General features: G+C 63.5%; 20 protein-coding genes and 1 tRNA gene. 11 read left to right on the top strand and 10 right to left on the bottom strand.

Features of this window, described 5'->3' with window-relative positions; translation table 11 throughout:
* Window positions 1–2 precede the first annotated feature (2 nt).
* The 3 genes from BMZ70_RS00615 to BMZ70_RS00605 all read right to left on the bottom strand — a co-directional run bounded on the left by BMZ70_RS00615 (window position 3) and on the right by BMZ70_RS00605 (window position 2,610).
* The gene (locus BMZ70_RS00615) at window positions 3–956 is read right to left on the bottom strand and encodes an FAD binding domain-containing protein (RefSeq protein WP_092268691.1); all 954 of its coding nucleotides are present in this window, start codon (window positions 954–956) and stop codon (window positions 3–5) included.
* Entirely contained in the window at window positions 953–1,588 is a 636-nt protein-coding gene (gene paoA, locus BMZ70_RS00610) for an aldehyde dehydrogenase iron-sulfur subunit PaoA (protein ID WP_092268689.1), read from the bottom strand. The genes BMZ70_RS00615 and paoA overlap by 4 nt, the downstream gene beginning before the upstream one ends.
* A gap of 107 nt (window positions 1,589–1,695) precedes the next feature.
* Window positions 1,696–2,610: a LysR family transcriptional regulator gene (locus BMZ70_RS00605; RefSeq protein ID WP_092268687.1), complete on the bottom strand. Its 915-nt coding sequence runs from the start codon at window positions 2,608–2,610 to the stop codon at window positions 1,696–1,698.
* 123 nt (window positions 2,611–2,733) lie between these two features.
* On the opposite strand from BMZ70_RS00605, the gene BMZ70_RS00600 reads away from it, so the two are divergent.
* Window positions 2,734–3,483: an SDR family NAD(P)-dependent oxidoreductase gene (locus BMZ70_RS00600; protein WP_092268685.1), complete on the top strand. Its 750-nt coding sequence runs from the start codon at window positions 2,734–2,736 to the stop codon at window positions 3,481–3,483.
* 30 nt (window positions 3,484–3,513) lie between these two features.
* Here the strand turns inward: BMZ70_RS00600 and BMZ70_RS00595 are convergent, their stop codons facing one another.
* Entirely contained in the window at window positions 3,514–4,053 is a 540-nt protein-coding gene (locus BMZ70_RS00595) for an isoaspartyl peptidase/L-asparaginase (protein WP_165403549.1), read from the bottom strand.
* Window positions 4,054–4,199: 146 nt separating this feature from the next.
* Here BMZ70_RS00595 and BMZ70_RS00590 point away from each other — a divergent pair, with 146 nt between their 5' ends.
* The 3 genes from BMZ70_RS00590 to BMZ70_RS00580 all read left to right on the top strand — a co-directional run bounded on the left by BMZ70_RS00590 (window position 4,200) and on the right by BMZ70_RS00580 (window position 7,070).
* Window positions 4,200–5,576 carry an MFS transporter gene (locus BMZ70_RS00590; RefSeq protein WP_092268682.1) on the top strand — a complete coding sequence of 459 codons (1,377 nt, stop codon included), beginning with the start codon at window positions 4,200–4,202 and terminating at the stop codon, window positions 5,574–5,576.
* A gap of 133 nt (window positions 5,577–5,709) precedes the next feature.
* A complete protein-coding gene (locus BMZ70_RS00585; protein ID WP_229205232.1) occupies window positions 5,710–6,030 on the top strand; it encodes a helix-turn-helix domain-containing protein in 321 nt (106 codons plus the stop codon).
* On the top strand, window positions 6,027–7,070 hold the full coding sequence (locus tag BMZ70_RS00580; RefSeq protein WP_092268680.1) for a type II toxin-antitoxin system HipA family toxin: 1,044 nt from the start codon (window positions 6,027–6,029) through the stop codon (window positions 7,068–7,070). The genes BMZ70_RS00585 and BMZ70_RS00580 overlap by 4 nt, the downstream gene beginning before the upstream one ends.
* A gap of 15 nt (window positions 7,071–7,085) precedes the next feature.
* Here the strand turns inward: BMZ70_RS00580 and BMZ70_RS29260 are convergent, their stop codons facing one another.
* The gene (locus BMZ70_RS29260) at window positions 7,086–7,235 is read right to left on the bottom strand and encodes a 50S ribosome-binding protein YggL (protein ID WP_092268678.1); all 150 of its coding nucleotides are present in this window, start codon (window positions 7,233–7,235) and stop codon (window positions 7,086–7,088) included.
* Window positions 7,236–7,374: 139 nt separating this feature from the next.
* On the opposite strand from BMZ70_RS29260, the gene BMZ70_RS29155 reads away from it, so the two are divergent.
* Window positions 7,375–8,133, top strand: coding sequence for a PEP-CTERM sorting domain-containing protein (locus BMZ70_RS29155; RefSeq protein WP_092268676.1), 759 nt, complete (start codon window positions 7,375–7,377; stop codon window positions 8,131–8,133).
* Between the two features lie 122 nt (window positions 8,134–8,255).
* Here BMZ70_RS29155 and BMZ70_RS00565 read toward each other — a convergent pair.
* From BMZ70_RS00565 to BMZ70_RS00545, 5 genes are all read right to left on the bottom strand, one after another.
* Window positions 8,256–8,345, bottom strand: a tRNA-Ser gene (locus BMZ70_RS00565).
* 51 nt (window positions 8,346–8,396) lie between these two features.
* Window positions 8,397–10,481 carry a putative bifunctional diguanylate cyclase/phosphodiesterase gene (locus tag BMZ70_RS00560; protein ID WP_092268674.1) on the bottom strand — a complete coding sequence of 695 codons (2,085 nt, stop codon included), beginning with the start codon at window positions 10,479–10,481 and terminating at the stop codon, window positions 8,397–8,399.
* A 3-nt stretch (window positions 10,482–10,484) separates the two neighbouring features.
* Window positions 10,485–11,654 (bottom strand): EAL and HDOD domain-containing protein, encoded by a 1,170-nt coding sequence (locus tag BMZ70_RS00555; protein WP_092268673.1) that lies wholly within the window; start codon window positions 11,652–11,654, stop codon window positions 10,485–10,487.
* 247 nt (window positions 11,655–11,901) lie between these two features.
* Window positions 11,902–12,522: a response regulator gene (locus tag BMZ70_RS00550; protein ID WP_092268671.1), complete on the bottom strand. Its 621-nt coding sequence runs from the start codon at window positions 12,520–12,522 to the stop codon at window positions 11,902–11,904.
* Between the two features lie 2 nt (window positions 12,523–12,524).
* A complete protein-coding gene (locus tag BMZ70_RS00545) occupies window positions 12,525–13,886 on the bottom strand; it encodes a cache domain-containing protein (RefSeq protein WP_092268669.1) in 1,362 nt (453 codons plus the stop codon).
* A 162-nt stretch (window positions 13,887–14,048) separates the two neighbouring features.
* Between BMZ70_RS00545 and BMZ70_RS00540 the strand changes: the two genes are divergently transcribed.
* The 6 genes from BMZ70_RS00540 to BMZ70_RS00515 all read left to right on the top strand — a co-directional run bounded on the left by BMZ70_RS00540 (window position 14,049) and on the right by BMZ70_RS00515 (window position 20,136).
* Window positions 14,049–16,121 carry a carbon starvation CstA family protein gene (locus tag BMZ70_RS00540; RefSeq protein WP_092268668.1) on the top strand — a complete coding sequence of 691 codons (2,073 nt, stop codon included), beginning with the start codon at window positions 14,049–14,051 and terminating at the stop codon, window positions 16,119–16,121.
* Window positions 16,121–16,321, top strand: coding sequence for a YbdD/YjiX family protein (locus tag BMZ70_RS00535; RefSeq protein WP_092268666.1), 201 nt, complete (start codon window positions 16,121–16,123; stop codon window positions 16,319–16,321). Before BMZ70_RS00540 ends, BMZ70_RS00535 begins: the two co-directional genes overlap by 1 nt.
* Window positions 16,322–16,456: 135 nt before the next feature.
* Window positions 16,457–17,320 carry a ThiF family adenylyltransferase gene (locus BMZ70_RS00530; RefSeq protein WP_092268664.1) on the top strand — a complete coding sequence of 288 codons (864 nt, stop codon included), beginning with the start codon at window positions 16,457–16,459 and terminating at the stop codon, window positions 17,318–17,320.
* Window positions 17,317–18,414: a nitroreductase family protein gene (locus BMZ70_RS00525; RefSeq protein ID WP_092268662.1), complete on the top strand. Its 1,098-nt coding sequence runs from the start codon at window positions 17,317–17,319 to the stop codon at window positions 18,412–18,414. The genes BMZ70_RS00530 and BMZ70_RS00525 overlap by 4 nt, the downstream gene beginning before the upstream one ends.
* Window positions 18,414–19,082 carry an acyltransferase gene (locus BMZ70_RS00520; RefSeq protein ID WP_092268660.1) on the top strand — a complete coding sequence of 223 codons (669 nt, stop codon included), beginning with the start codon at window positions 18,414–18,416 and terminating at the stop codon, window positions 19,080–19,082. Before BMZ70_RS00525 ends, BMZ70_RS00520 begins: the two co-directional genes overlap by 1 nt.
* Window positions 19,083–19,212: 130 nt before the next feature.
* Window positions 19,213–20,136: a PEP-CTERM sorting domain-containing protein gene (locus BMZ70_RS00515; RefSeq protein ID WP_092268658.1), complete on the top strand. Its 924-nt coding sequence runs from the start codon at window positions 19,213–19,215 to the stop codon at window positions 20,134–20,136.
* Window positions 20,137–20,145: the final 9 nt, after the last annotated feature.

Genomic DNA, 20,145 nt, shown 5'->3' with positions numbered 1-20,145 from the left:
GATCAGCCTTTCTTCGCTTCGGCCAGCACCGAGGCCAGCGTGCGCTGCACCAGCGGCACTTTGAAGGCGCTTTCAGCGCTGGGTTTGGCGGTGGCCAGCAAGTGCCCCGCCACCGCTTGCGCGCCGAGCGCCATGCTGGCATCGGCTGCCGGAATGCGCCACGGCTTGTGCGCCACACCGCCCAGGGCCACGCGGCCACTGCCGTCCGGCAGCACGATGGCCGCCACCGAGATCAGGGCGAACGCATACGAGGCGCGGTCGCGCACCTTGCGGTAGATGTGTACGCCGCCGGTCGGCCGGGGCAGCGTGACTGCGGTAATCAGTTCGCCGGGCGTGAGTGCGGTTTCCACGTGCGGCGTGTTACCAGGCAAGCGGTGGAAGTCGGCAATCGGAATGGTGCGTGTGGCGCCGTCCGGCCTGATGGTTTCCACGCTGGCGTCCAGCAAGCTCATGGCAACTGCCATATCGCTTGGATGCGTGGCGATGCAGCTGTCACTGGCGCCAAGGATGGCGTGGTTGCGGCTGTAGCCGCCGATGGCCGAGCAGCCACTGCCGGGCTGACGCTTGTTGCAGGGCTGGTTGGTGTCGTAGAAGTACGGACAGCGCGTTCGTTGCAGGAGATTGCCTGCGGTGGTGGCCTTGTTGCGCAGCTGCGCGGAGGCGCCGGCCAGCAAGGCACGCGACAACACTGCGTAGTCGCGGCGCACGCGCGGGTCGGCGGCCAGGTCGGTGTTGCGCACCAGCGCGCCGATGCGCAAGCCGCCGCCAGCGATGGCGTCGATCTTGTCCAGCGCCAGGCCGTTGACGTCGATCAGGTGCTGCGGCGTTTCAATCTCCAACTTCATCAAGTCCAGCAGATTGGTGCCGCCGGCGATAAACCGGGCTCCCGGCGTGCGCGCTGCCGCAGCGGCGGCCTCGGCTGGTGATTGCGCGCGTTGATAAGTGAAGGCTCTCATGTGCGGCCTCCCACTTCGGTAATCGCGTCGATGATGTTGGAGTAAGCGCCACAGCGGCAGATGTTGCCGCTCATGCGCTCGCGCAGTTCGGCGGCGTTCAGCAGCGGCTGGGTGTTGAGATCGGTGCTGACGTGGCTTGGTATGCCCTGCTTGATTTCTTCCAGCATCGCCACCGCCGAACAGATCTGCCCCGGTGTACAGTAGCCGCATTGGTAGCCGTCGTGCTTGATGAACGCGGCCTGCATGGGGTGCAGTTTGTCCGGCGTGCCCAGCCCTTCGATGGTGGTGATCTTGTCGCCCTCGTGCATCACTGCGAGGGTCAGGCAGGAGTTGATGCGGCGGCCATTGACCATCACCGTGCAAGCGCCGCACTGGCCGTGATCGCAGCCTTTCTTGGTGCCGGTGAGACGCAGATGTTCACGCAAGGCATCCAGCAACGTGGTGCGGGTATCGAGCTCCAGCAGCTGCGGTTTGCCGTTGACCACGAGCGAGACTTTGACCGGCACCGGCGGCGTCGCTGCCTGTGCCGGCTGCGCCTCCGCCGTGAGTGGCACCGCCGTTGTGGTCGCTGACAGCGCGCCGGCAATCAACAAGTTACGGCGGGAAAGACTGACGTCGCAAAGCTCATTCATATCATCGCACCTCATGCCTGTAGGGTCAGGCCAATAGTAAATGCGATATCGTTTCAGGTTAAACACCGTTGGCGGCCACAGGCTGGGACGCCTCCCTGCGCCGCTCACTAAGCGCTGGGAGTGCGCAGAATGGAACGGCCATCGAGGCCGGGCGTCGCGGCAAACAGCGCACTGATAAAATCGATGAACACGGCAGCGCGCTGCGGCAGCAGCCGCTCAGCCGCATACACTGCGTTCAGTGGTGAACGCGCGGCCGCATAATCGGTCAGCACCGCGCGCAGCGCGCCGCTGCGCAGTTGCTCCGCGATCGTCCATGACGGCAGATAGCCGATGCCGATGTCCTGCATGACAGCCTCGCGGATGCCATCGAGGCTATTCAGGCGCAGGCGCCCCTGCACATGCACCGCGCCGTCCTTGAACGGCCAGCCGCCGCCGCCCGCCATCAGGGTGTAGATCAGGCACTGATGCTGCAGGAGGTCGGCCGGCCGCTCCGGCGTGCCGTGCTGTTCCAGATACTTCGCACTCGCCACACAAATGCGTTCGGACATGCCGACACGGCGCGCGCGCAGCGAACTGTCCTTGAGCACGCCGCCGCGAACGGCCACATCGATGCCCTCGGCAATCAGATCGACATAGCCATCGTTGAGCCGCAGCTCGATCTCGACCTCCGGATAGCGCATCAGGAACTCCGGCAGCGCGGGGATGATTTTCTCCGTGCCCAGCGTCGGCGCACACGTTACCCTGAGCAGTCCTTGCGGTTTTTGCTCGCCGCGCGCGTCGGAGTCGGCCTGGGCGATCAACTCGAGCGCCTGGCGCGCTTGCGCGTAATAGCGCTGGCCCTCGGGTGTCGCGACCAGCTGCCGGGTCGAGCGGTGCAGCAGCCGCGTGTCGAGCGCCTTCTCGAGCGAAGCGATATGCCGGCTGACGTTGGGCTGGCCGATGCCCAGCTCGCGCGCCACGGCCGAAAAGCTACCCGTCTCAATCGCCCGCACGAAGCAGCGCATCCATAGCAATTTATCCATTTACACGCCATCAAAAATCAATTCATGCAAGCAAAGCATAACTGATATGCGTGCCGCCTGTCTTATCACTTGATTTGCAGGAGAGCACACTGCACTCACCCAATAATTTACGGAAGGAGCATCATGAAACTTGCAGACAAAATCGCCGTCATCACCGGCGGCACCACCGGCATCGGCCTCGCTATCGCCCAACGTTTCGTGCGCGAGGGCGCGTACGTCTACATCACCGGCCGCCGCCAGGCCGAACTGGACATGGCAGTGGATGCGCTCGCCGGCTCGGCCGAAGGCGTGCGCGCCGATTCGACCAACATCGGCCAACTGCAGGCCTTGTTCGATCGCGTCAAAGCCAAACACGGCAAGCTCGACGTGCTGGTCGCCAATGCTGGCGGCGGCTCGCTGCTGCCGCTGGGGCAGATCACCGAAGAGCACTTCGACGACACCTTCGCACGCAACGTCAAAGGCACGCTGCTCACCGTGCAGACCGCGCTGCCGCTGCTGGGCAAGGGCGCGTCTGTGATCCTGACCGGGTCCACCGCAGGCAGCAGCGGCACGGAAGCGTTCAGTGTGTATTCGGCATCGAAGGCAGCGGTGCGCGCCTTCGCCCGCAACTGGATCCTGGACCTGAAGGGCCGCGATATCCGCATCAACACGCTGAGCCCCGGCCCGATCAGGACGCCGGGCCTGGTGGAACTGGTCGGCACCGACGCGGGGCAGCAGCAAGGCTTCCTCGACCATCTGGCGTCGCAGATCCCGATGGGCCGGGTCGGTGATCCGGATGAGATCGCGAAAGCGGCAGTGTTCCTGGCCTCCGACGGCGCCAGCTTCGTCACCGGCGCCGAGCTGTTCGTGGACGGCGGCCTGCGCCAGATCTAAACCGGCGAGGCGGCACAGCGCCTGAGGCAGCTAGACAACAGCACGCCGGCATCTTGCTGCGGACAACACGACCGCAGCAATACGCTCAGTCTGCTGGTACTTCTCGCTGCCCAGTTCACCTCCGAACACATCGGGGTCGAGCTCGTGGTAATCCCAGATGAGCCCTGCAGCGTTGAGCATGCCGCCGATCCGGTCGCGAAACGGGTGGTTCCCGCCATTGATGGCGACACAGGTGTACATGAGCAGTCGGCCGCCGGGCGCCAGCCGGGTCAGCGCGCAGTCGACGATGTCCACCGACAGTCCTTCACCGAGCTCGCCGCCACCGCTGCAATAGATGCGCTCGCTGGCATCGGCCATGACCAGGATCGGATTTTTTACCGCGCGCAGCGCTGCTACCGCGCTCAGCCTTCCGCGCGTATCCATGATGGCTGCGTCCATTTCGACGGTGACGCCATCGAGGCCCAAGGCCACGCCGGTACCGGCGTTAAACCTTCCTTTTTGGGGTATGAGGCCAATAGCATCGGCAACGCAGCGCGTTGTTTCCGTACGCACGCGCGCTTTGCGCGTCACTTGCCGTCGCCCGGTGCCTTGCTTCTCCCGGTGAAATGCACACACTCGCCGTTACAAAATTAGTTGTGCGATTATCGAACTTATATCCATTAATCGCACATCGTGTACTATACTCGGGAGAATAAGATTTACATCAGGAGACTCACATGCAAGCCCAAGCTCTGGACGTCCAGGAGTTCATCAACCGTGAGCGCTTCTCGCGCTACCAGTGGCTGATTTTCGCCCTGTGCTTTTTCATCGTATTACTGGACGGCTTCGACACTGCAGCCATCGGCTTCATCGCCCCTTCCCTCATGAAGGACTGGGGCATCGCCAAGCCGGACCTGGCGCCGGTACTGAGTGCCGCGCTGTTCGGCCTGGCCGCCGGCGCCCTCACCTCCGGCCCGCTGGCGGACCGCTACGGCCGCCGCATCGTGCTGATGGTGGCCATCTTCATCTTCGGCAGCGCCTGCGCCGCCTCGGCGCTGGCCAGCAGCCTGCAAGCACTGACCGTGCTGCGCTTCATCACCGGCCTGGGCCTGGGCGCAGCCATGCCAAATGCTGTGACCCTGACCAGCGAATTCAGTCCGGACGCACGCCGCTCCACGCTGACCAATGCCATGTTCTGCGGTTTCCCGCTAGGCGCGGCGCTGGGTGGTTTCCTGGCCGCGTGGATGATCCCGATCTGGGGCTGGCGCAGCGTGCTCATGCTGGGCGGCGTCGCCCCGCTGCTGTTGCTGGTGGTGATGTTCTTCACCTTGCCTGAATCGGTACGCCACATGGTGGCCAAAGCCTATCCGGCCGAGCGCATCCGTGCCGTGCTGGCCCGCATTGCCGCCTCGGCCGCTGCGGCGACCAGCTTCACCCTGAGCGAAACGGGCCGCCAGCAAGGTCCGGCCATCGACGGCAAGAGCGGCATCGCCATGCTGTTCCAGCCGCGCTATCTGGTGGGCACCTGCATGCTGTGGCTGGCTTACTTCATGGGCCTGGTGATCTTCTACGCGCTGGTCAACTGGATGCCGGTGCTGTTCAAGGATGCGGGCCTCGCACCAAAAACCGCCACCCTGATTTCTGCCCTGTTCCCGCTCGGCGGCGTGGGCGCCATCCTGTTCGGCTGGCTGATGGACCGCTACAACGCCAATCGCGTGATCGCCACCGGCTTTGCGCTGACGGCTGCCGCTGTGTACGCCATCGGCCAGGTGGCCGGCAATGTCGGCGTGCTGACGGTGGTGGTGTTCGTGGCCGGTGCGTTGATGAACACGGCGCAATCGTCGCTGCCGGCGCTGGCGGCGGCCTACTACCCGACCCGCTGCCGCGCCACGGGCGTGGCGTGGATGTTGGGCGTCGGTCGCTTCGGCGGCATCGCCGGTTCCTTCCTGGTGGCGGAATTGTCGCGCCAGCAAATGGGCTTTAGCGATGTGTTCACCGTGGTGTCCCTGGCGGCGGTGGTATCCACGATGGCGCTGCTGATCAAGCAAGCGGCCGATCGCGGCAAGCCAGACGGCGGCAAGCCAGCGCTGGTGCGCGGCGCCACCGCGCACTGACGCAGAAAAATTTTTCGCAAGCGGCGACCGGCTACGCAGCCCGTCGCCGTTTTTATTCATTTCCGCTTGAGCATTACGATCTTAGTGCGTAAATAGTGAGCACTAAATTCACTTTATACCGATAACGCTCAAAATGCTGGACTTTAACTTAGCATCGCCAGCTGAGGTGTGCGTCGCGCTAGGCGAACGACTGAAAGCGACTCGGCAAGCCAAAGGCATACAGCAAGCAGAGCTTGCGGCACGTTCGGGCATCTCGCGCAACACGCTACTGGCACTGGAATCCCACGGCCAAGGCTCGATGACGACGCTGGTGCGAGTTGCCTCAGCATTGGGGATCGTCGATCAGTTGCAATCACTCTTCGTATTACGGATTCAGAGTATCGCGCAACTGGAAGCGCAAACGGCGCCGGTACCGCAGCGCATCCGCAAGCCCTCCATGAAGACCAAGCCATGAAACGCGTCGATGTCTATTACGAGGGCTGGGCAGAGCGTTGGCTTCTTGGGACTCTGGCACACGGAAGCGGCGAGCTCTTGTTTGAGTACAGCCCGCAAGCGCTGGAGCAAAAGCTGGAGCTTTCGCCCCTTAAGCTGCCGCTGCAAGTTGCAGCTTTCTCCAAATTTCCCCAATCGCAGCATGGCTTGCCCGGCCTGATCGCAGACAGTCTGCCCGACGGATGGGGGATGCTGCTGATGGATCGCTACTGCCGCAAGAGCGGGATTGAGGCCGCCAAGGTATCCCCTCTCGATCGGTTGGCGTTCCTGGGCCATCGCACAATGGGCGCGCTGACGTTTGAGCCGTCACAAGCGCTGCCCGCCCCGGCCGATAACGTCGACCTTCTTCAGCTCGCGCAGGAATCGCAACAAGTCATGAGCGGCAAGGACAGCAAGCTTCTTGCAGAGTTGGTCTTGATGGGCGGCTCTCCGCACGGCGCCCGCCCTAAAGTCTTGGTCGACTACTGCGCGGCCACCGGAGAAATGGGAGCACATGGCGTCGCAAACGGACAGCCTTGGCTGGTGAAGTTCCAATCGCAAGGCGAGCATAAGGAGGTCTGCATCATCGAGAACTGCTATGCCGAGATGGCACAGGACTGCGGCCTGGATATTCCTGCGACAGAATATTTTGACATCTCGCCCAAGCTTGGCGGAAATGTCGTCTTCAACAACCGCGATGACCATCCCAAGAACTTTTCGTTCCGTCTCGATAGCGAGCGCCACTGGAAATTATCACCGGCGTATGACCTGACTTACTCACCGGGTCCGGGTGGGTATCATCAGATGGACGTGATGGGAGAGGCGCTGGCAATTACACGCAAGGATATGCTGGACCTTGCTAGCAAAGCAGGCGTTCCCGCTGAGAAGGCACGAGCGCATCTGGACCGGCATATAGACGTCGCCAGCGGTTTTGCGAAAACACTCAAGGCCGCGAAGGTACGGCCATCCACCGTGAAGGACATGGCAGCACAGGTGGAGGCTAATGTGAGGCGATTGAGGTAGGCTGGCTAGCTGCGATCAACCCCAGCCATACCAAGCATCACGCAAGGGGCCGACCACGATATTTTTGAGATTGCCCTGACGGTTCAGCCAGGCGGTAACTAGGGCGCGGTGATTTTCATCGACCACTGCGTACGCCTTCTCAGCTACAACGAAGCCGCGTCGCAGATCCCGATAAAAACCACAAAAATAATTTTCAAAAAGAAAATTATCTTATATAAATTGCACTCGCGGAAAAGCCGTGATATATTTCCTAAAAAATAGAAGCAGTTCCAAAATTCAACATCAAATTCTGCGGGGAAAAACCATGATCCAGTCCAAGCATATTGCCGCGTTTGCGGTGATGACGTCCCTGGCTGTCGCTCCAGCGTTCGCAAAAAAGCCGGACCCGACGCCGACTCCAACTCCGGCCCCAGGCAACTCGGGCAATGCGCCAGGTCATGCACCGACCCCGACGCCGACTCCAACGCCTACGCCTACGCCGACTCCTACCCCAGCCCCAGGTAACTCGGGCAACGCACCAGGCCACATCGACACGCCGACGCCGACTCCAACGCCAACTCCAACTCCGACGCCTGCACCGGCGCCTGGCTGGGTCTACACGGCCAATCCGGGCGGCAGCTTCCAGGCTGGTTCGAAGACTGTCACCTACACCACTACGCCAACGGCCAACGTCCAAAGCGTGTGGGTTTACGATGGCGACAACAACGGCGTGCACGACCAAAGCGCGTCCACGATGCTGAGCGCGATCACCGGCAAGTACAGCCTGCCGACCAGCGGCGTGGGTTCGCTGTCGCTGCTGAAAGCTGACGATACCAGCGGTTCGTTCAGCGTGCTGGCGAACACGACTTATATGTCGGTCCACTACGGTCAGGGCGACATTCTGTTCAAATTCAACGCTCCAGTCACCGCCGATACTACCTTTGAGCTGAACAACCTGCCACATGGCATCAGCAATTACCGTCTGTTCACCTCGGCCGTACCTGAGCCAGCGACGTATGGCATGATGCTGAGCGGCCTGGCCCTGCTCGGCTTTGCAGCCCGCAAGCGCAAGAGCAACAAGTAACACCGCCTGAAATCAGCCGCTAACGGCCCGGTCGCATTGTCGACCGGGCCGTTTTTCATTCCTGCTCAAAATTGCGACAGGAAATAAAAAAACCGCCTCATGGGCGGTTTATTTTATTATCCTGGCGGAAACGGTGAGATTCGAACTCACGAACGGTTTCACCCGTCGACAGTTTTCAAGACTGTTGCCTTCAACCACTCGGCCACGTTTCCTAAGTGTGCAACATTATACAGATTTCTGGCCCCAAGACCACCCATTCCCGCTCACGCTGCCCGGCTTGCCCTTCCCGGCGCCCAGTTCTCGCGCAGAGCGCGCTCGAATTCGTCCGCTTCCAGCGGCTTGGAGAACAGGTAGCCCTGTACCTCATTGCAGCCGGAATTTTTCAGGAAGGCTAGCTGCTCCACCGTCTCCACGCCTTCCGCTATCACTTTGTGCTTCAGCTGCTGGGCGATGCTGATGATGGTGTTGGCAATCGCGCAGTCGTTGGTGTCGCCCGGAATCCCGATGGTAAAGGAACGGTCAATCTTCAGCGTATCGATCGGGAAGCGCTTCAGGTACGACAGCGACGAATACCCGGTGCCGAAGTCATCCAGCGACAAGGTCACGCCGAGCGCGGTAATCCGGTCCATGATGCCGATCACGCGGTCGATGTTGTGCATCAGCGTGCTCTCGGTGATTTCCAGTTCCAGCCACGACGGCTCCAGGCCGTAGCGCTTCAAGGTATCGGCGACACGCCCCGGCAGCGCCGCCGTGAATTCGCGCGCCGACACGTTGACGGCCAGCCGGATCGGCGGCAGTCCCGCATCTTTCCAGACCTGCGCCTGCGCGCACGCGGTCTCCAGTACCCACTCGCCCACCTGCACCACCAAACCGGTGGCCTCGGCCAGCGGGATGAATTCCGACGGCGGCACCAGTCCGCGCTCCGGATGACGCCAGCGCACCAGCGCTTCGGCGCCGATGATTTTGCCATCCTCGATGGCGTACTTGGGCTGGTAGTGCAGCAGCAGTTCACCGTTGCCGAGCGCGTTGCGCAAGCCGGTCTCGATGCGCATGCGCTCCTGCATGCCCTGATTCATGTCCTGGCTGTAGAAGGCCACGTGGTCGCCATCCGCACTGCCCTCTTGCTTGGCGCGGTACATGGCGATATCGGCCAGGCGCAGCAAGGTCTCCGCATCATTGCCATCCTGCGGATAGACGCTGATGCCGATGCTGCCGCCCACGCGCAAGTCGTGGCCGTCGATGAGGATGGCTTCGTTCAGCGTGGCGAGCAGCTTTTGCGCCACCATGCTGGCCTCGAAGTGCTGGCCGATGTCGAACAGGCCAACCGCGAATTCGTCGCCGCCCAGGCGCGCCACCAGGTCCTGGTCGCGCAGCACGGTGCGGAAGCGGCGCGCCACTTCCACCAGCAGTTCGTCGCCGATCTTGCGGCCCAGCGTGTCGTTGATCAGCTTGAAGCGGTTCAGGTCGATGAACAGCACGCAGCCGTGCGCCTTGTTGCGCTGCGCGACCGTCAGGGCCTGGTCCACCAGCTTGGTCAGCAGGGTGCGGTTCGGCAGGTTGGTCAGCGCGTCGTAGTAGGCCAGGTGGTGGATGCGTTCCTCCGCCATCTTGCGTTCGGTGATGTCGGTCAGGTAGGCGATCAGGCCGATCGAGCGGTCGTTGATGTCGCACAGCGGCGACAGCGACAGGCTGGCCCAGAACACTTCGCCGCTTTTCTTTTTGCGCCGCACTTCCATCAGGCGCCCGCCCTGCTCCAGGAAGTCGTCGTGGAAGCCGATATCTTCGTCATCGTAGAGGAACAGGATGTTACGGCCCACCGCTTCCACGGCGGTGTAACCGAACAGACGCTCCGCGCCTTTGTTCCAGCTGATGATGAAGCCGTTCATGTCCATCGTCAGCACCGATTCGTGGATCTGGTCCAGGATCTGCGCCTGATGCTGCAGCTTGGCCTCGACCTGCACGTAGGCGTGGGTGGTGCGCTGCGCCACCGAATGCACTTGCAGCACGCTGGCCGCCAGGCTGGCCAGGCTGGCCAGGTGCTGGCGATCGAGATCGCTGTACTGTGCGCGGCCGGAGACGATGAAGCGGCCGAAGTAGTGGTTGTCGAAACGGATGTCCTGGCTCAGGGTCGGCACCGCGTCGTCGTTGGCCGCCTGCACTGGCTCTGTCGGCGGCGGCAACAGCACCGAGAACGAATCGGCCGGCACGTACTCGCCCAGCGGACTGTTCATCACCGCGCGCACGATGCGTCCCAGTTCTTCGCTGAGGGCGTTGCCGCGCAGGCGCAACACCGCGTCGCAGAGAGCCGCGCTGTTGCCCAGGAAGTCGGAGACGGGTTGCGCGAGCATGGTTTAGATATTCCTGCTCACCTGGATCGCCCAGTGGTAAGCCTGCAACTGCGCTTCCCAATAGGTTTCGTGGGAGATGCCGGCCTGTTCCAGGCTGGCGGCGTCGTGTTGCTCTACCAGCTTGAGCAGGTCGCCCAGCGGACCGGCGCGGTCCAGCAGCGCTCGCACCACGTCCAGATCAAGGCTCAGCGCGGCGACGATTTCGGTCATCGGCATGGCCAGCAGCACGTCCAGCAGCGAGAACACGCCGGCCACGAAGGCCATGTCCTGCTGGTCGCGGTCCCAGCCCAGCGACTTGGCCAGGCCTTCCATCATGGAGGCGCGCACTGCCGCCAGCGGCAGCAGTGGATTGGCCATGCCGTCGTCCTGCTGGCGCGCGTACAACAGCAGTTGCAGCCAGCGCTGCAGTTGGCGGCGACCCAGCACGTTGATGGCCTGGCCGAAGCTGTGGATCGGCGAACTGAGCGCGAACGCGGCCGAGTTCACCAGCTTGAGCAGGTGGTAGGCCAGCGCCGGGTCTTGCTTGAGCAGCACTTCCAGCTCGCGCGAATCGGCGTCGCGGGCCAGCAGGCCCAGCAGCGCCAGCAGGCGCTTGCGCGAGGTGCCGTCGCCAAGGTTGTTGTCGTGGTGCGGATGCAGCGCGAAGTCGCCGGCAAACCAGCTGAAGCCGGCCTTGGCGCATTCGGCGATGCGCTCCTCGCTGCCCATGCCGGTGGCCAGGTGCGGGCCCGGCTGGGCCACCAGCGCCAGCGTCGGCGGCAGGGTCAGCGCTGCGTCGAAGATCAGGCCGCGCGCGCCGCTCATGGTGGCGGCCGAGCCTTCGGCCACGCCATCGAGCATGATGCGGTAGCCGGCATCGGCATAAGCGGAGAGTTTCTTTTGAATCGCGGCGTCGGCGCAGGCGGCGGCCGGGACGCGCAGGATGATGCGGTTGGCTTGCAGCGTCTCCAGTTGGGACTGCTCAAGCAACTGCGGATGCGGTACGGGAAGGATGCAATCGAGCGGCGCCAACGCGGCAAACACGTCGGGCGTTTTCAACAGCGTCAGGGCGGCCTGGAAGGCGTCGCCATCGTGCTGCGCAAATTCAAAAGTCAGTGCCACCCACTCGTTATGAGCGTTGGATACTGCTTGTAATTCCACCAGTGGAAACGGGCTGATTTCAGGCGCAGACATCAATATCTCATCGAGGTTATCCGCACCATCTTAGACCAACACTTGACTTAAAGCAACCAAATACCACCAAGATATTAAGCAGTTAGCAATATTACCAGTATAGGACCAATTGACGGCGCGCGAAACGTTTCTTTACTTCACAGTTATCTGCGGTCGAGCAGGAATATATCAGATCTTGCCGTAGAAACACGTACTGTTAAGAAATGCTCAACGGGATTAGAAGTGCACGTCGGTATTTTTGCCACATCTATTGTGCATTTTGCACGGCAAAGCGGATCAGCTCGGCCTGCCCTTCAATGCCCAGCTTGCGCTTGATGTTGAGGCGGTGGGTTTCCACGGTGCGCACGCTGAGGTCGAGCGCGCGGGCGATCTGCTTGTTCGACTCGCCGTTGGCGATGTGGCGCAACACCTCGTGCTCGCGCGAGGTCAGCTGGTTGTCCTGGTTTTGCGGCTGGGCCAGCTGGCGGGCCAGTGCGGCGCTGTAGTAGATGCCGCCCGACATCACGGTCTCGATGGCCACCACGATATCCTTGCCGGGTGCATCCTTGAGCACGTAGCCGCGCGCGCCGGCCTGGATCGCTTGCGACACGTATTCCACCTTGTCGTGCATCGACAGGATCAGCACCGCGATATGCGGGAACGCCTGCTTGAACTGGGCGGTGGCCTCGATGCCGTTGGTACCGCGCATATTAATATCCATCAGCACCAGGTCGACCGGGTGGCGGGCCGCCTGCTCCAGCGCTTCCGCCGCGCCGCCGGCTTCCGCCACCACCTCGAATTGCGGCATGGCTTCCAGCCGCGCGCGCAGGCCGTCGCGCACCAGGGGATGGTCGTCTACCAGCAGGATCTTGATCGTATTCATCGTCATCTTTAACTGTTGTTTGCGGCGTAGGCCGTCACTATGGTGCCGTCGGTGGACGACATGATTTCAAAGCGGCCGCCGATGGCGTCCATGCGCTCCATCATATTGCGCAAGCCGATGCCGCGCTTGGGATGGAGGGCGATGCCCTCGGCGTCGAAGCCGTGGCCGTTGTCGCGGATGCGCAGCGTGACGCCGTCCGCCTCGCCGGCCAGCGTAATGTTAATGCTGCTGGCCCCGGCATGGCGTTCGATATTGGTCAGCGCTTCCTGTGCCAGCCGGAACAGCACGGTGTTGGCGACATCGGGCAAGGCGTCGGTGCAGCCGGACGCTTCAAAGTGTACCGGGGTTCCGCTCGACAGGGTGTACTCCTTGGTCAGGTGCTGCAGCGCGGCGGCCAGCCCGAGGTCGTCCAGGATGGCCGGGCGCAGGTTGTGCGAAATGCGGCGCACCTCGGCCATCACGTTGCTGAGCTGGTCGGCAGCGTGCTCGAACACCGCGTGCGCCGCCTGCTGCTGCTCGGGCTTGCCGGATGATAAGCGGATCATGCCGGCCTCGATTTGCAGCTTGATCGACACCAGCCACTGGCTGATGCCGTCATGCAGGTCGCGCGACAGCCGCGCCCGCTCCTCTTCCTGCGACTCGACCACGCGCTGGGCCAATTCCTTGAGCTTGGCGTCGGCCACGCGCAGTTCGCTAATGTTTAAGGCCACGCCAGAGCTGGCCACCGCCACGGCGGCGGCAATCGCAATCCCGGCGATCCACAGCATGGTGTTGTGGATGTTGCGGGACTGCTGAACGTCGACCTTGGCCAGCGCCTGATCGACATCATCCAGATAAATCCCGGTGCCCATCATCCAGCCCCATTTCGGCATGGCGATCACGTAGCCGAGCTTGGCGACCGGCTTATGCGTGGACGGCTTGACCCACATGTAGCGTTCCAGTCCGCCGCCCGCCTTGGCCCGTTGCAGCAAGTTCTGGATGGTCAGTTGGCCATGCTCATCGCGCAGGCCCAGCAGGTTCTGGCCGACCAGCTCCGGCTGGCGCGGATGCATCAGGGTGTTGCCCTGCATGTCGTACAGAAAGAAATAACCGTCGTCGCCATAGCTGAGCGAGGACAGGATGCGCATCGCCTCCTCGCGCGTGGCCTGGTCGTCGCGGCCGGAATCGTACAGGCGGGCGATCGAATGCGAAGCCAGCGCCACGTAGTGCTTGAGCTCGGCCTCCTTGCTGCTCAGGTAAGCCTGCTGGATGGTGGCGCGCTGCTGCTCGGCCAGCAGCACCGACTGGTGACGCACCGCCAGCGCAATCGCGCACAGCGCCAGGATCAGCGGCGCGATCGCCAGAAATAGCACTTTTTGCCGCAACTTCATCGCCCCGCCCCCGGTCCTATTCTGATAGCCCGCATTCTACGCTCCAGCCCGGCCGTTGGCCTACGTAGTCCTACGCACCGGCCTTGCGTAGTGCTGCGCTTGCGGGTGATATCACAATCCTGAATACTCATCATAAGTAAAAATACACCCTTGGAGGACACAATGAATACTGTACCGAACACCCTGGCCAGCAAGCTGGGCTGGGCCGCGCTGGCCCTGGCCGGCGCCTCGGCGCTGGGCGTGGTGGCCCTGCATCGCGGCGAGTCGATCAGTGCCATCTGGATCGTGATCGCTGCCGTCTGCGTCTACCTGATCGCCTACCGCTTCTACAGCCTGTACATCGCCGACAAGGTGCTGGGCCTGGACGCGCGCCGCATGACCCCGGCCAACAAGCTCAACGATGGCCTCGACCACGTGCCGACCAATAAGTACGTGCTGTTCGGCCACCACTTCGCCGCGATTGCCGGCGCCGGTCCGCTGGTCGGCCCGGTGCTGGCCGCGCAGATGGGCTACCTGCCCGGCATGCTGTGGATCCTGGCCGGCGTGGTGTTTGCCGGCGCGGTGCAGGACTTCATCGTGCTGTTCATTTCCATGCGCCGCGACGGCCGCTCGCTGGGCGACCTGATCAAGTCGGAGCTGGGTCCGATTCCGGGCAACATCGCCCTGCTCGGCACCTTCATGATCATGGTCATCATCCTGGCGGTGCTGGCGCTGATCGTGGTGAAGGCGCTTACCGGCTCGCCGTGGGGCAGCTTCACCGTGATGGCCACTATCCCGATCGCCCTGTTCATGGGCGTGTATTCGCGTTACATCCGCGTCGGCAAGATTGGTGAAGTGTCGATCATTGGTTTCGTGTTGCTGATGGCCGCCATCTTCGGCGGCCAGTATGTGCAGGAGAACCCGGCGCTGGCGCCGATGTTCACCTTCACCGGCACCGAACTGACCTGGATGCTGATCGGTTACGGCTTCGTCGCCTCGGTGCTGCCGGTGTGGCTGCTGCTGGCCCCGCGCGACTACCTGTCGACCTTCCTGAAAATCGGCACCATCGTCGGCCTGGCGCTGGGCATCCTGATCGTTGCGCCGCACCTGCAAATGCCATCGATGACCAAGTTCATCGACGGTACCGGTCCGGTCTGGGCTGGCTCGCTGTTCCCGTTCCTGTTCATCACCATCGCTTGCGGCGCCGTGTCCGGCTTCCACGCGCTGATCTCGTCCGGCACCACGCCGAAGATGATCGAGAACGAAACCCACGCCCGCTTCATCGGCTACGGCGCGATGCTGATGGAATCCTTCGTCGCCATCATGGCGCTGGTGGCCGCTTCGACCATCGATCCGGGCGTGTACTTCGCGATGAACTCGCCGGCCGCGCTGCTGGGCACCACGGCCGAGTCCGCCGCGCAGGCGGTATCGCAGATGGGCTTCTACATCACCCCTGAAATGCTGGTGCAGACCGCCAAGGATGTTGGCGAGCACAGCATCATTTCGCGCGCCGGCGGCGCACCGACCCTGGCAGTGGGCATGGCTCACATCCTGTCCGGCGTGCTGGGTGGCCGCGAGATGATGGCCTTCTGGTACCACTTCGCGATTCTGTTCGAAGCGCTGTTTATCCTGACCGCCGTTGACGCGGGCACCCGCGCCGGCCGCTTCATGCTGCAAGACTTGCTGGGCGCCTTCGTGCCAGCCATGAAGAAAACCGAAAACACCTTCGCCAACCTGACCGCGACCGGCCTGTGCGTGGCGGCCTGGGGCTACTTCCTGTACCAGGGCGTGGTTGATCCGCTGGGCGGCATCAACACCCTGTGGCCGCTGTTCGGCATCGCCAACCAGATGCTGGCCGCGATTGCGCTGATCCTCGGCACCTGCGTGCTGTTCAAGATGAAGCGCGGCCAGTACGCCTGGGTGACCATCGTGCCGACCGTGTGGCTGCTGCTGTGCACGCTGACCGCCGGCTGGCAGAAGATCTTCGACGCCAATCCGAAAGTCGGCTTCCTGGCGCACGCCGCCAAGTATCAGGGCGCGCTGGATGAAGGCAAGATTCTGGCCCCGGCCAAATCGGTGGCGCAGATGCAGCAGGTGATCTTCAATGACTACCTCGACGCTTCGCTGGCTGGCTTCTTCGTGATCGTGGTCCTGAGCGTGCTGATCTTTGGCGCCCGCACCGTGCTGCGCGCGCGCGCCAACAGCAAGCCGACGGCCAACGAAAGCCCGATGGTCCTGACCGCCAAGGTGCAGTGATGTTCAGCGATATCGCCAAGGCCGGCCGCTACCTCGGGCAAAGCGTGCGCCTGATGATGGGCCTGCCTGATTACGATGCCTACGTCACGCACCGGGAAACCACCCATCCCGGCGAGCCGTACATGACGTACGAGGAATTCTTCCGCGAACGGCAAGAGGCGCGTTACGGCGGCGCAGGCAAGCGCGGCGGTTGTTGCTGAGCCAGCCCCGTCATTCCGGCGTAGGCCGGAAACCATAGAACGCCTGAGACGACGCAAGCTCAGCATGGATCCCGGCCTGCGCCGGGATGACGCGCCCACAGCGGAACTTTTTCCCTCCCAAGCCATCTAATCAAGATGGCTTACATTTACCAACAGGCATACGCACGCAACATCGGCTGGGTCACAGCGGCCGAACAGGCCACCTTGCGCAACAAACGCATTGCCATCGCCGGCATGGGCGGGGTCGGCGGCGTGCACCTGCTCACCTTGACACGGCTCGGCATCGGCGGCTTCCACATTGCCGACTTCGACACCTTCGACATCGCCAACTTCAACCGGCAGGTCGGCGCCACCATGTCGTCGCTGGGCCAGCCCAAGGTCGAGGTACTGGCGCGCATGGCGCTCGACATCAATCCCGAACTCAAGCTGGTGCGCTTCCCCGCCGGCGTCAGCCAAGACAATCTGGCCGACTTCTTCGAGGGTGTAGACTTGTACGTTGACGGCCTCGACTTCTTTGCCTTCGGCGCGCGGCAGGCGGCGTTTGCGGCCTGCGCGCGGCTCGGCATTCCGGCCATCACGGCGGCGCCGCTGGGCATGGGCACGGCGGTGCTGAACTTCCTGCCGGGCCACATGACGTTCGAGGAATACTTCGGCTGGGGCGATAAACCGGACATGGAAAAAGCCCTGCGCTTCCTGGTCGGGCTGGCGCCGGCCGGGCTGCATGGCGGCTACCTGGTCGATCCGTCCAGCATCAACTTGAAGGAACAGCGCGGTCCGTCTACCATCATGGGCTGCGAGCTGTGCGCCGGCGCGGCCGCCACCGAGGCGCTGAAGATTTTACTGAAACGCGGCGACGTGCGGGCCGCCCCGTGGGGCTACCAGTTCGACGCCTTCCGCAACAAGCTGGTGCGCACCTGGCGCCCCGGCGGCAACCGCAACCCGTTGCAGCGGCTGGCCATGATGCTGGCGCGGCGACGACGGCCTGGAGCGAAGACATGAGCAAGATGGAGCTGCGCCTGGACGCAACGCTGGAACAAATCCTCGAACTGGCGCGCTGGGCGCCGAGCGGCGACAACACGCAACCGTGGCGCTTCGAGGTGCTCGATGAACGCCGGCTGGTGGTGCATGGCCACGACACGCGCGACCATTGCGTCTACGACCTCGACGGCCATCCGAGCCAGATGTCGATTGGCGCCCTGCTGGAGACAATGGCCATTGCCGCCAGCACTCTCCAGCTCGAGATGCGCGCCATGCGCCACACCGACACGCCCGATACCCGGCCCACCTTCAGCATCGAATTCCTGCCTGCGCCGGATCTTGAGCCCGATCCGCTGGCCGACGCCATTCTGGCGCGCAGCGTGCAACGCCGCGCGCTCGGCCGCCGCGCGCTGACGGCAGCGGAAAAATCCGCGCTCAACATCGCGCTGCCGGCAGGCTATCGCGTGCACTGGCTGGAAGGCAGCCAGCGCGGCGCCGCCGCGCGCCTGATGTTCCGCAACGCCAAACTGCGCCTGACCATGCCGGAAGCGCACCGCGTGCACAAGTCCGTCATCGAATGGAACGCCCGCTACAGCGAAGACCGCATGCCCGACCAGGCGCTGGGCGCGGACCCCATGACCACCAAGCTGATGCGTTGGGTGATGCAGGACTGGCGGCGTGTGCACTTCTTCAACACCTGGCTGGCTGGCACGCTGGCGCCGCGCCTGCAGATGGACCTGATTCCCGGTCTGGCCTGCGCCGCCCATTTCGTGCTGGTGGCCGAGCGCCGGCCGCAGCGCATGGACGACTACATCGCCGCCGGCCGCGCCATGCAGCGCTTCTGGCTCACGGCCACGGCGCAAGGCCTGCAACTGCAACCGGAGATGACGCCGCTGATCTTCTCGCGCTACGTGCGCGAAGGCCGCGTGTTTTCCGCCACGCCGGGCATGCAGGAACGCGCGGCGGAACTGTCGCGCCAGGGTGCAGCGCTGGTCGGCCAGCAGGACTGGGAGGCGGCAGTGTTCATGGGCCGCATCGGCGCCGGCGAACCGGCCGCGTCGCGCTCGCTGCGCCGGCCCTTGCGCGACTTGCTGGTGCCTGCAGGGAGTCCGTGATGCGCGCCATCAAGCCCGGCCAGGTGGCCGTCTTCCTTGGCCTGCTGGCGCTGATCCTGGCGCTGGCCGTGGGCACCACCGCGCTGCTGTTCGGCGCGCTGCCGCTGGGTGATTTTCGCGGCGTCACGCTGGTCGCGGTGGCGCTGCTGCTGGTCTACTTGTACGCGTTTTTGATCTACCGCTGCTTCCTGCTGGTGCTGCCGCTGCATGAAGGCGACGTACCCGAGCACTCGCGCCATGAGCTGGCCGCCAACGTCAACATCCTGTTCTACCTGCTGCTGTTCAACTCGCTGATCCGCACTCACTTCATTCCGGTGCCGATCCAGCGCCTGATCTATCTGGCGCTGGGCGCACGGCTGGGCGCCAACACCTACAGCGCCGGCGCCCTGCTCGACCCGCCGCTGACCCACATCGGCAGCAACACCATCATCGGCCACGACGCCGTGGTGTTCGCGCATGTGATCGAAGGCGCGCGGCTGGAACTCAAGGCGGTCCACATCGGCAACACCGTCACCATCGGCGCCAAGGCGGTGGTGATGGCCGGCGTGCGCATCGGCGACAACGCCATCGTCTCGACCGGCGCGGTGGTGACCAAGGATACCCAGATCGCGGCCGGCGAAATCTGGGGCGGCATTCCGGCGCGCCGCATCAAGGCCGCCCCGGCCTGACGGATTTTTTTACACCCAGCGCTGGCACGGCACGCAAGTCCTTGATTTTAAAAGCGCACCAGCACTGGCAAGGGTTTTGCTCTTTGAACGCTACGGCTTCGATTCCCGTGGCCTTCTTCGAGGAGCACTTATGAAAATCACCCAACCTGCGCTGGCCGCCGCCCTGCTGGCGGCCGCGCTGGCGGCGCCGCTGACGGCAAGCGCCGCCCCCACCCTCGGCCTGGATCCCACCGGCACCGGCACCTACACCACCTACGCCGACCTGTGGACCAACGTCACCGACACCGGTCTCGCCACCGGCTTCATTCCCGGCCAGATCGTCGGCCCCGGCGGCGCCGCGCCGTACCTGACCGAACTGCGCTCGCAAATGGTGGTCGGCACTATGTCCAACAGCAACATCCCGGCCATCGTCACGCCCGCCGGGCTGAACACCACGTTTGAAATCAGCAAAGTGGTGCGCTTCCAGGAACTGGTCACCGCGCAGACCGCCACCACCGTCAACTTCGGCATGCCGGCCACGCAGTCGGCCGCGATGGATGTGGACGCCGCGCACGCCGGCGTGCAGAACGTCGCCATCTATCTCGACCGCATCACCGACGGCAGCAAGGCTGTGCCCGGTAATGGCGGCGCCACGGTACGCTGCTATGGCGAAGGCGTCACGTCGGCCGGTTGCGGCGCCGGCGCCGGCAGCGATGGCGACGGCATCCTGATCCTGTCCGGCCACCTGGTGTTCAACGAAGCCAGCTTCAGCGCCAGCGGCGCGGTCGGCACCGGCTCGTTCGATTCGCGCTTCATGATCGACTACGTGGACAACAACTACCTGGATGTCGTCAGCGGCAGCATCTTCATCGACAAATTCACCGGCACCACCAACGTGCCGTCGTTCTTCAACCCCACCATGATGTGGGACGGCGCCACGCCCACCACCGTGCCCTTCCTCAAAGTGGATTCCTCGCAGAGCTTCGCCACCATTCCGGAGCCTGCCACCCTGGCGCTGATCGGCCTGGGCTTTGCGGGCCTCGCGCTGGGCACGCGCCGCAAAGTACAGTCGTGACCGCAGCAG

Origin of the sequence: Duganella sp. CF402 (genome assembly GCF_900109645.1) — a bacterium.
Lineage (GTDB): Bacteria > Pseudomonadota > Gammaproteobacteria > Burkholderiales > Burkholderiaceae_D > Rugamonas.
Note: the sequence above shows the minus strand (reverse complement) of the source record. Positions and strands in the feature narration are given on the sequence as shown.

Excerpts from the sequence above, each read along its gene's own strand:
- BMZ70_RS00520 (WP_092268660.1), top strand. The coding sequence starts at position 18,414 with ATGCGCGCCATCAAGCCCGGCCAGGTGGCCGTCTTCCTTGGCCTGCTG.
- BMZ70_RS00550 (WP_092268671.1), bottom strand. The coding sequence starts at position 12,522 with ATGACGATGAATACGATCAAGATCCTGCTGGTAGACGACCATCCCCTG.
- BMZ70_RS00555 (WP_092268673.1), bottom strand. The coding sequence starts at position 11,654 with ATGTCTGCGCCTGAAATCAGCCCGTTTCCACTGGTGGAATTACAAGCA.
- BMZ70_RS00580 (WP_092268680.1), top strand. The coding sequence starts at position 6,027 with ATGAAACGCGTCGATGTCTATTACGAGGGCTGGGCAGAGCGTTGGCTT.
- BMZ70_RS00600 (WP_092268685.1), top strand. The coding sequence starts at position 2,734 with ATGAAACTTGCAGACAAAATCGCCGTCATCACCGGCGGCACCACCGGC.
- BMZ70_RS00530 (WP_092268664.1), top strand. The coding sequence starts at position 16,457 with ATGGCTTACATTTACCAACAGGCATACGCACGCAACATCGGCTGGGTC.
- BMZ70_RS00525 (WP_092268662.1), top strand. The coding sequence starts at position 17,317 with ATGAGCAAGATGGAGCTGCGCCTGGACGCAACGCTGGAACAAATCCTC.
- BMZ70_RS00585 (WP_229205232.1), top strand. The coding sequence starts at position 5,710 with ATGCTGGACTTTAACTTAGCATCGCCAGCTGAGGTGTGCGTCGCGCTA.
- BMZ70_RS00560 (WP_092268674.1), bottom strand. The coding sequence starts at position 10,481 with ATGCTCGCGCAACCCGTCTCCGACTTCCTGGGCAACAGCGCGGCTCTC.
- BMZ70_RS00535 (WP_092268666.1), top strand. The coding sequence starts at position 16,121 with ATGTTCAGCGATATCGCCAAGGCCGGCCGCTACCTCGGGCAAAGCGTG.
- BMZ70_RS00605 (WP_092268687.1), bottom strand. The coding sequence starts at position 2,610 with ATGGATAAATTGCTATGGATGCGCTGCTTCGTGCGGGCGATTGAGACG.
- paoA (WP_092268689.1), bottom strand. The coding sequence starts at position 1,588 with ATGAATGAGCTTTGCGACGTCAGTCTTTCCCGCCGTAACTTGTTGATT.
- BMZ70_RS00515 (WP_092268658.1), top strand. The coding sequence starts at position 19,213 with ATGAAAATCACCCAACCTGCGCTGGCCGCCGCCCTGCTGGCGGCCGCG.
- BMZ70_RS29155 (WP_092268676.1), top strand. The coding sequence starts at position 7,375 with ATGATCCAGTCCAAGCATATTGCCGCGTTTGCGGTGATGACGTCCCTG.
- BMZ70_RS00540 (WP_092268668.1), top strand. The coding sequence starts at position 14,049 with ATGAATACTGTACCGAACACCCTGGCCAGCAAGCTGGGCTGGGCCGCG.
- BMZ70_RS00545 (WP_092268669.1), bottom strand. The coding sequence starts at position 13,886 with ATGAAGTTGCGGCAAAAAGTGCTATTTCTGGCGATCGCGCCGCTGATC.
- BMZ70_RS00590 (WP_092268682.1), top strand. The coding sequence starts at position 4,200 with ATGCAAGCCCAAGCTCTGGACGTCCAGGAGTTCATCAACCGTGAGCGC.
- BMZ70_RS00615 (WP_092268691.1), bottom strand. The coding sequence starts at position 956 with ATGAGAGCCTTCACTTATCAACGCGCGCAATCACCAGCCGAGGCCGCC.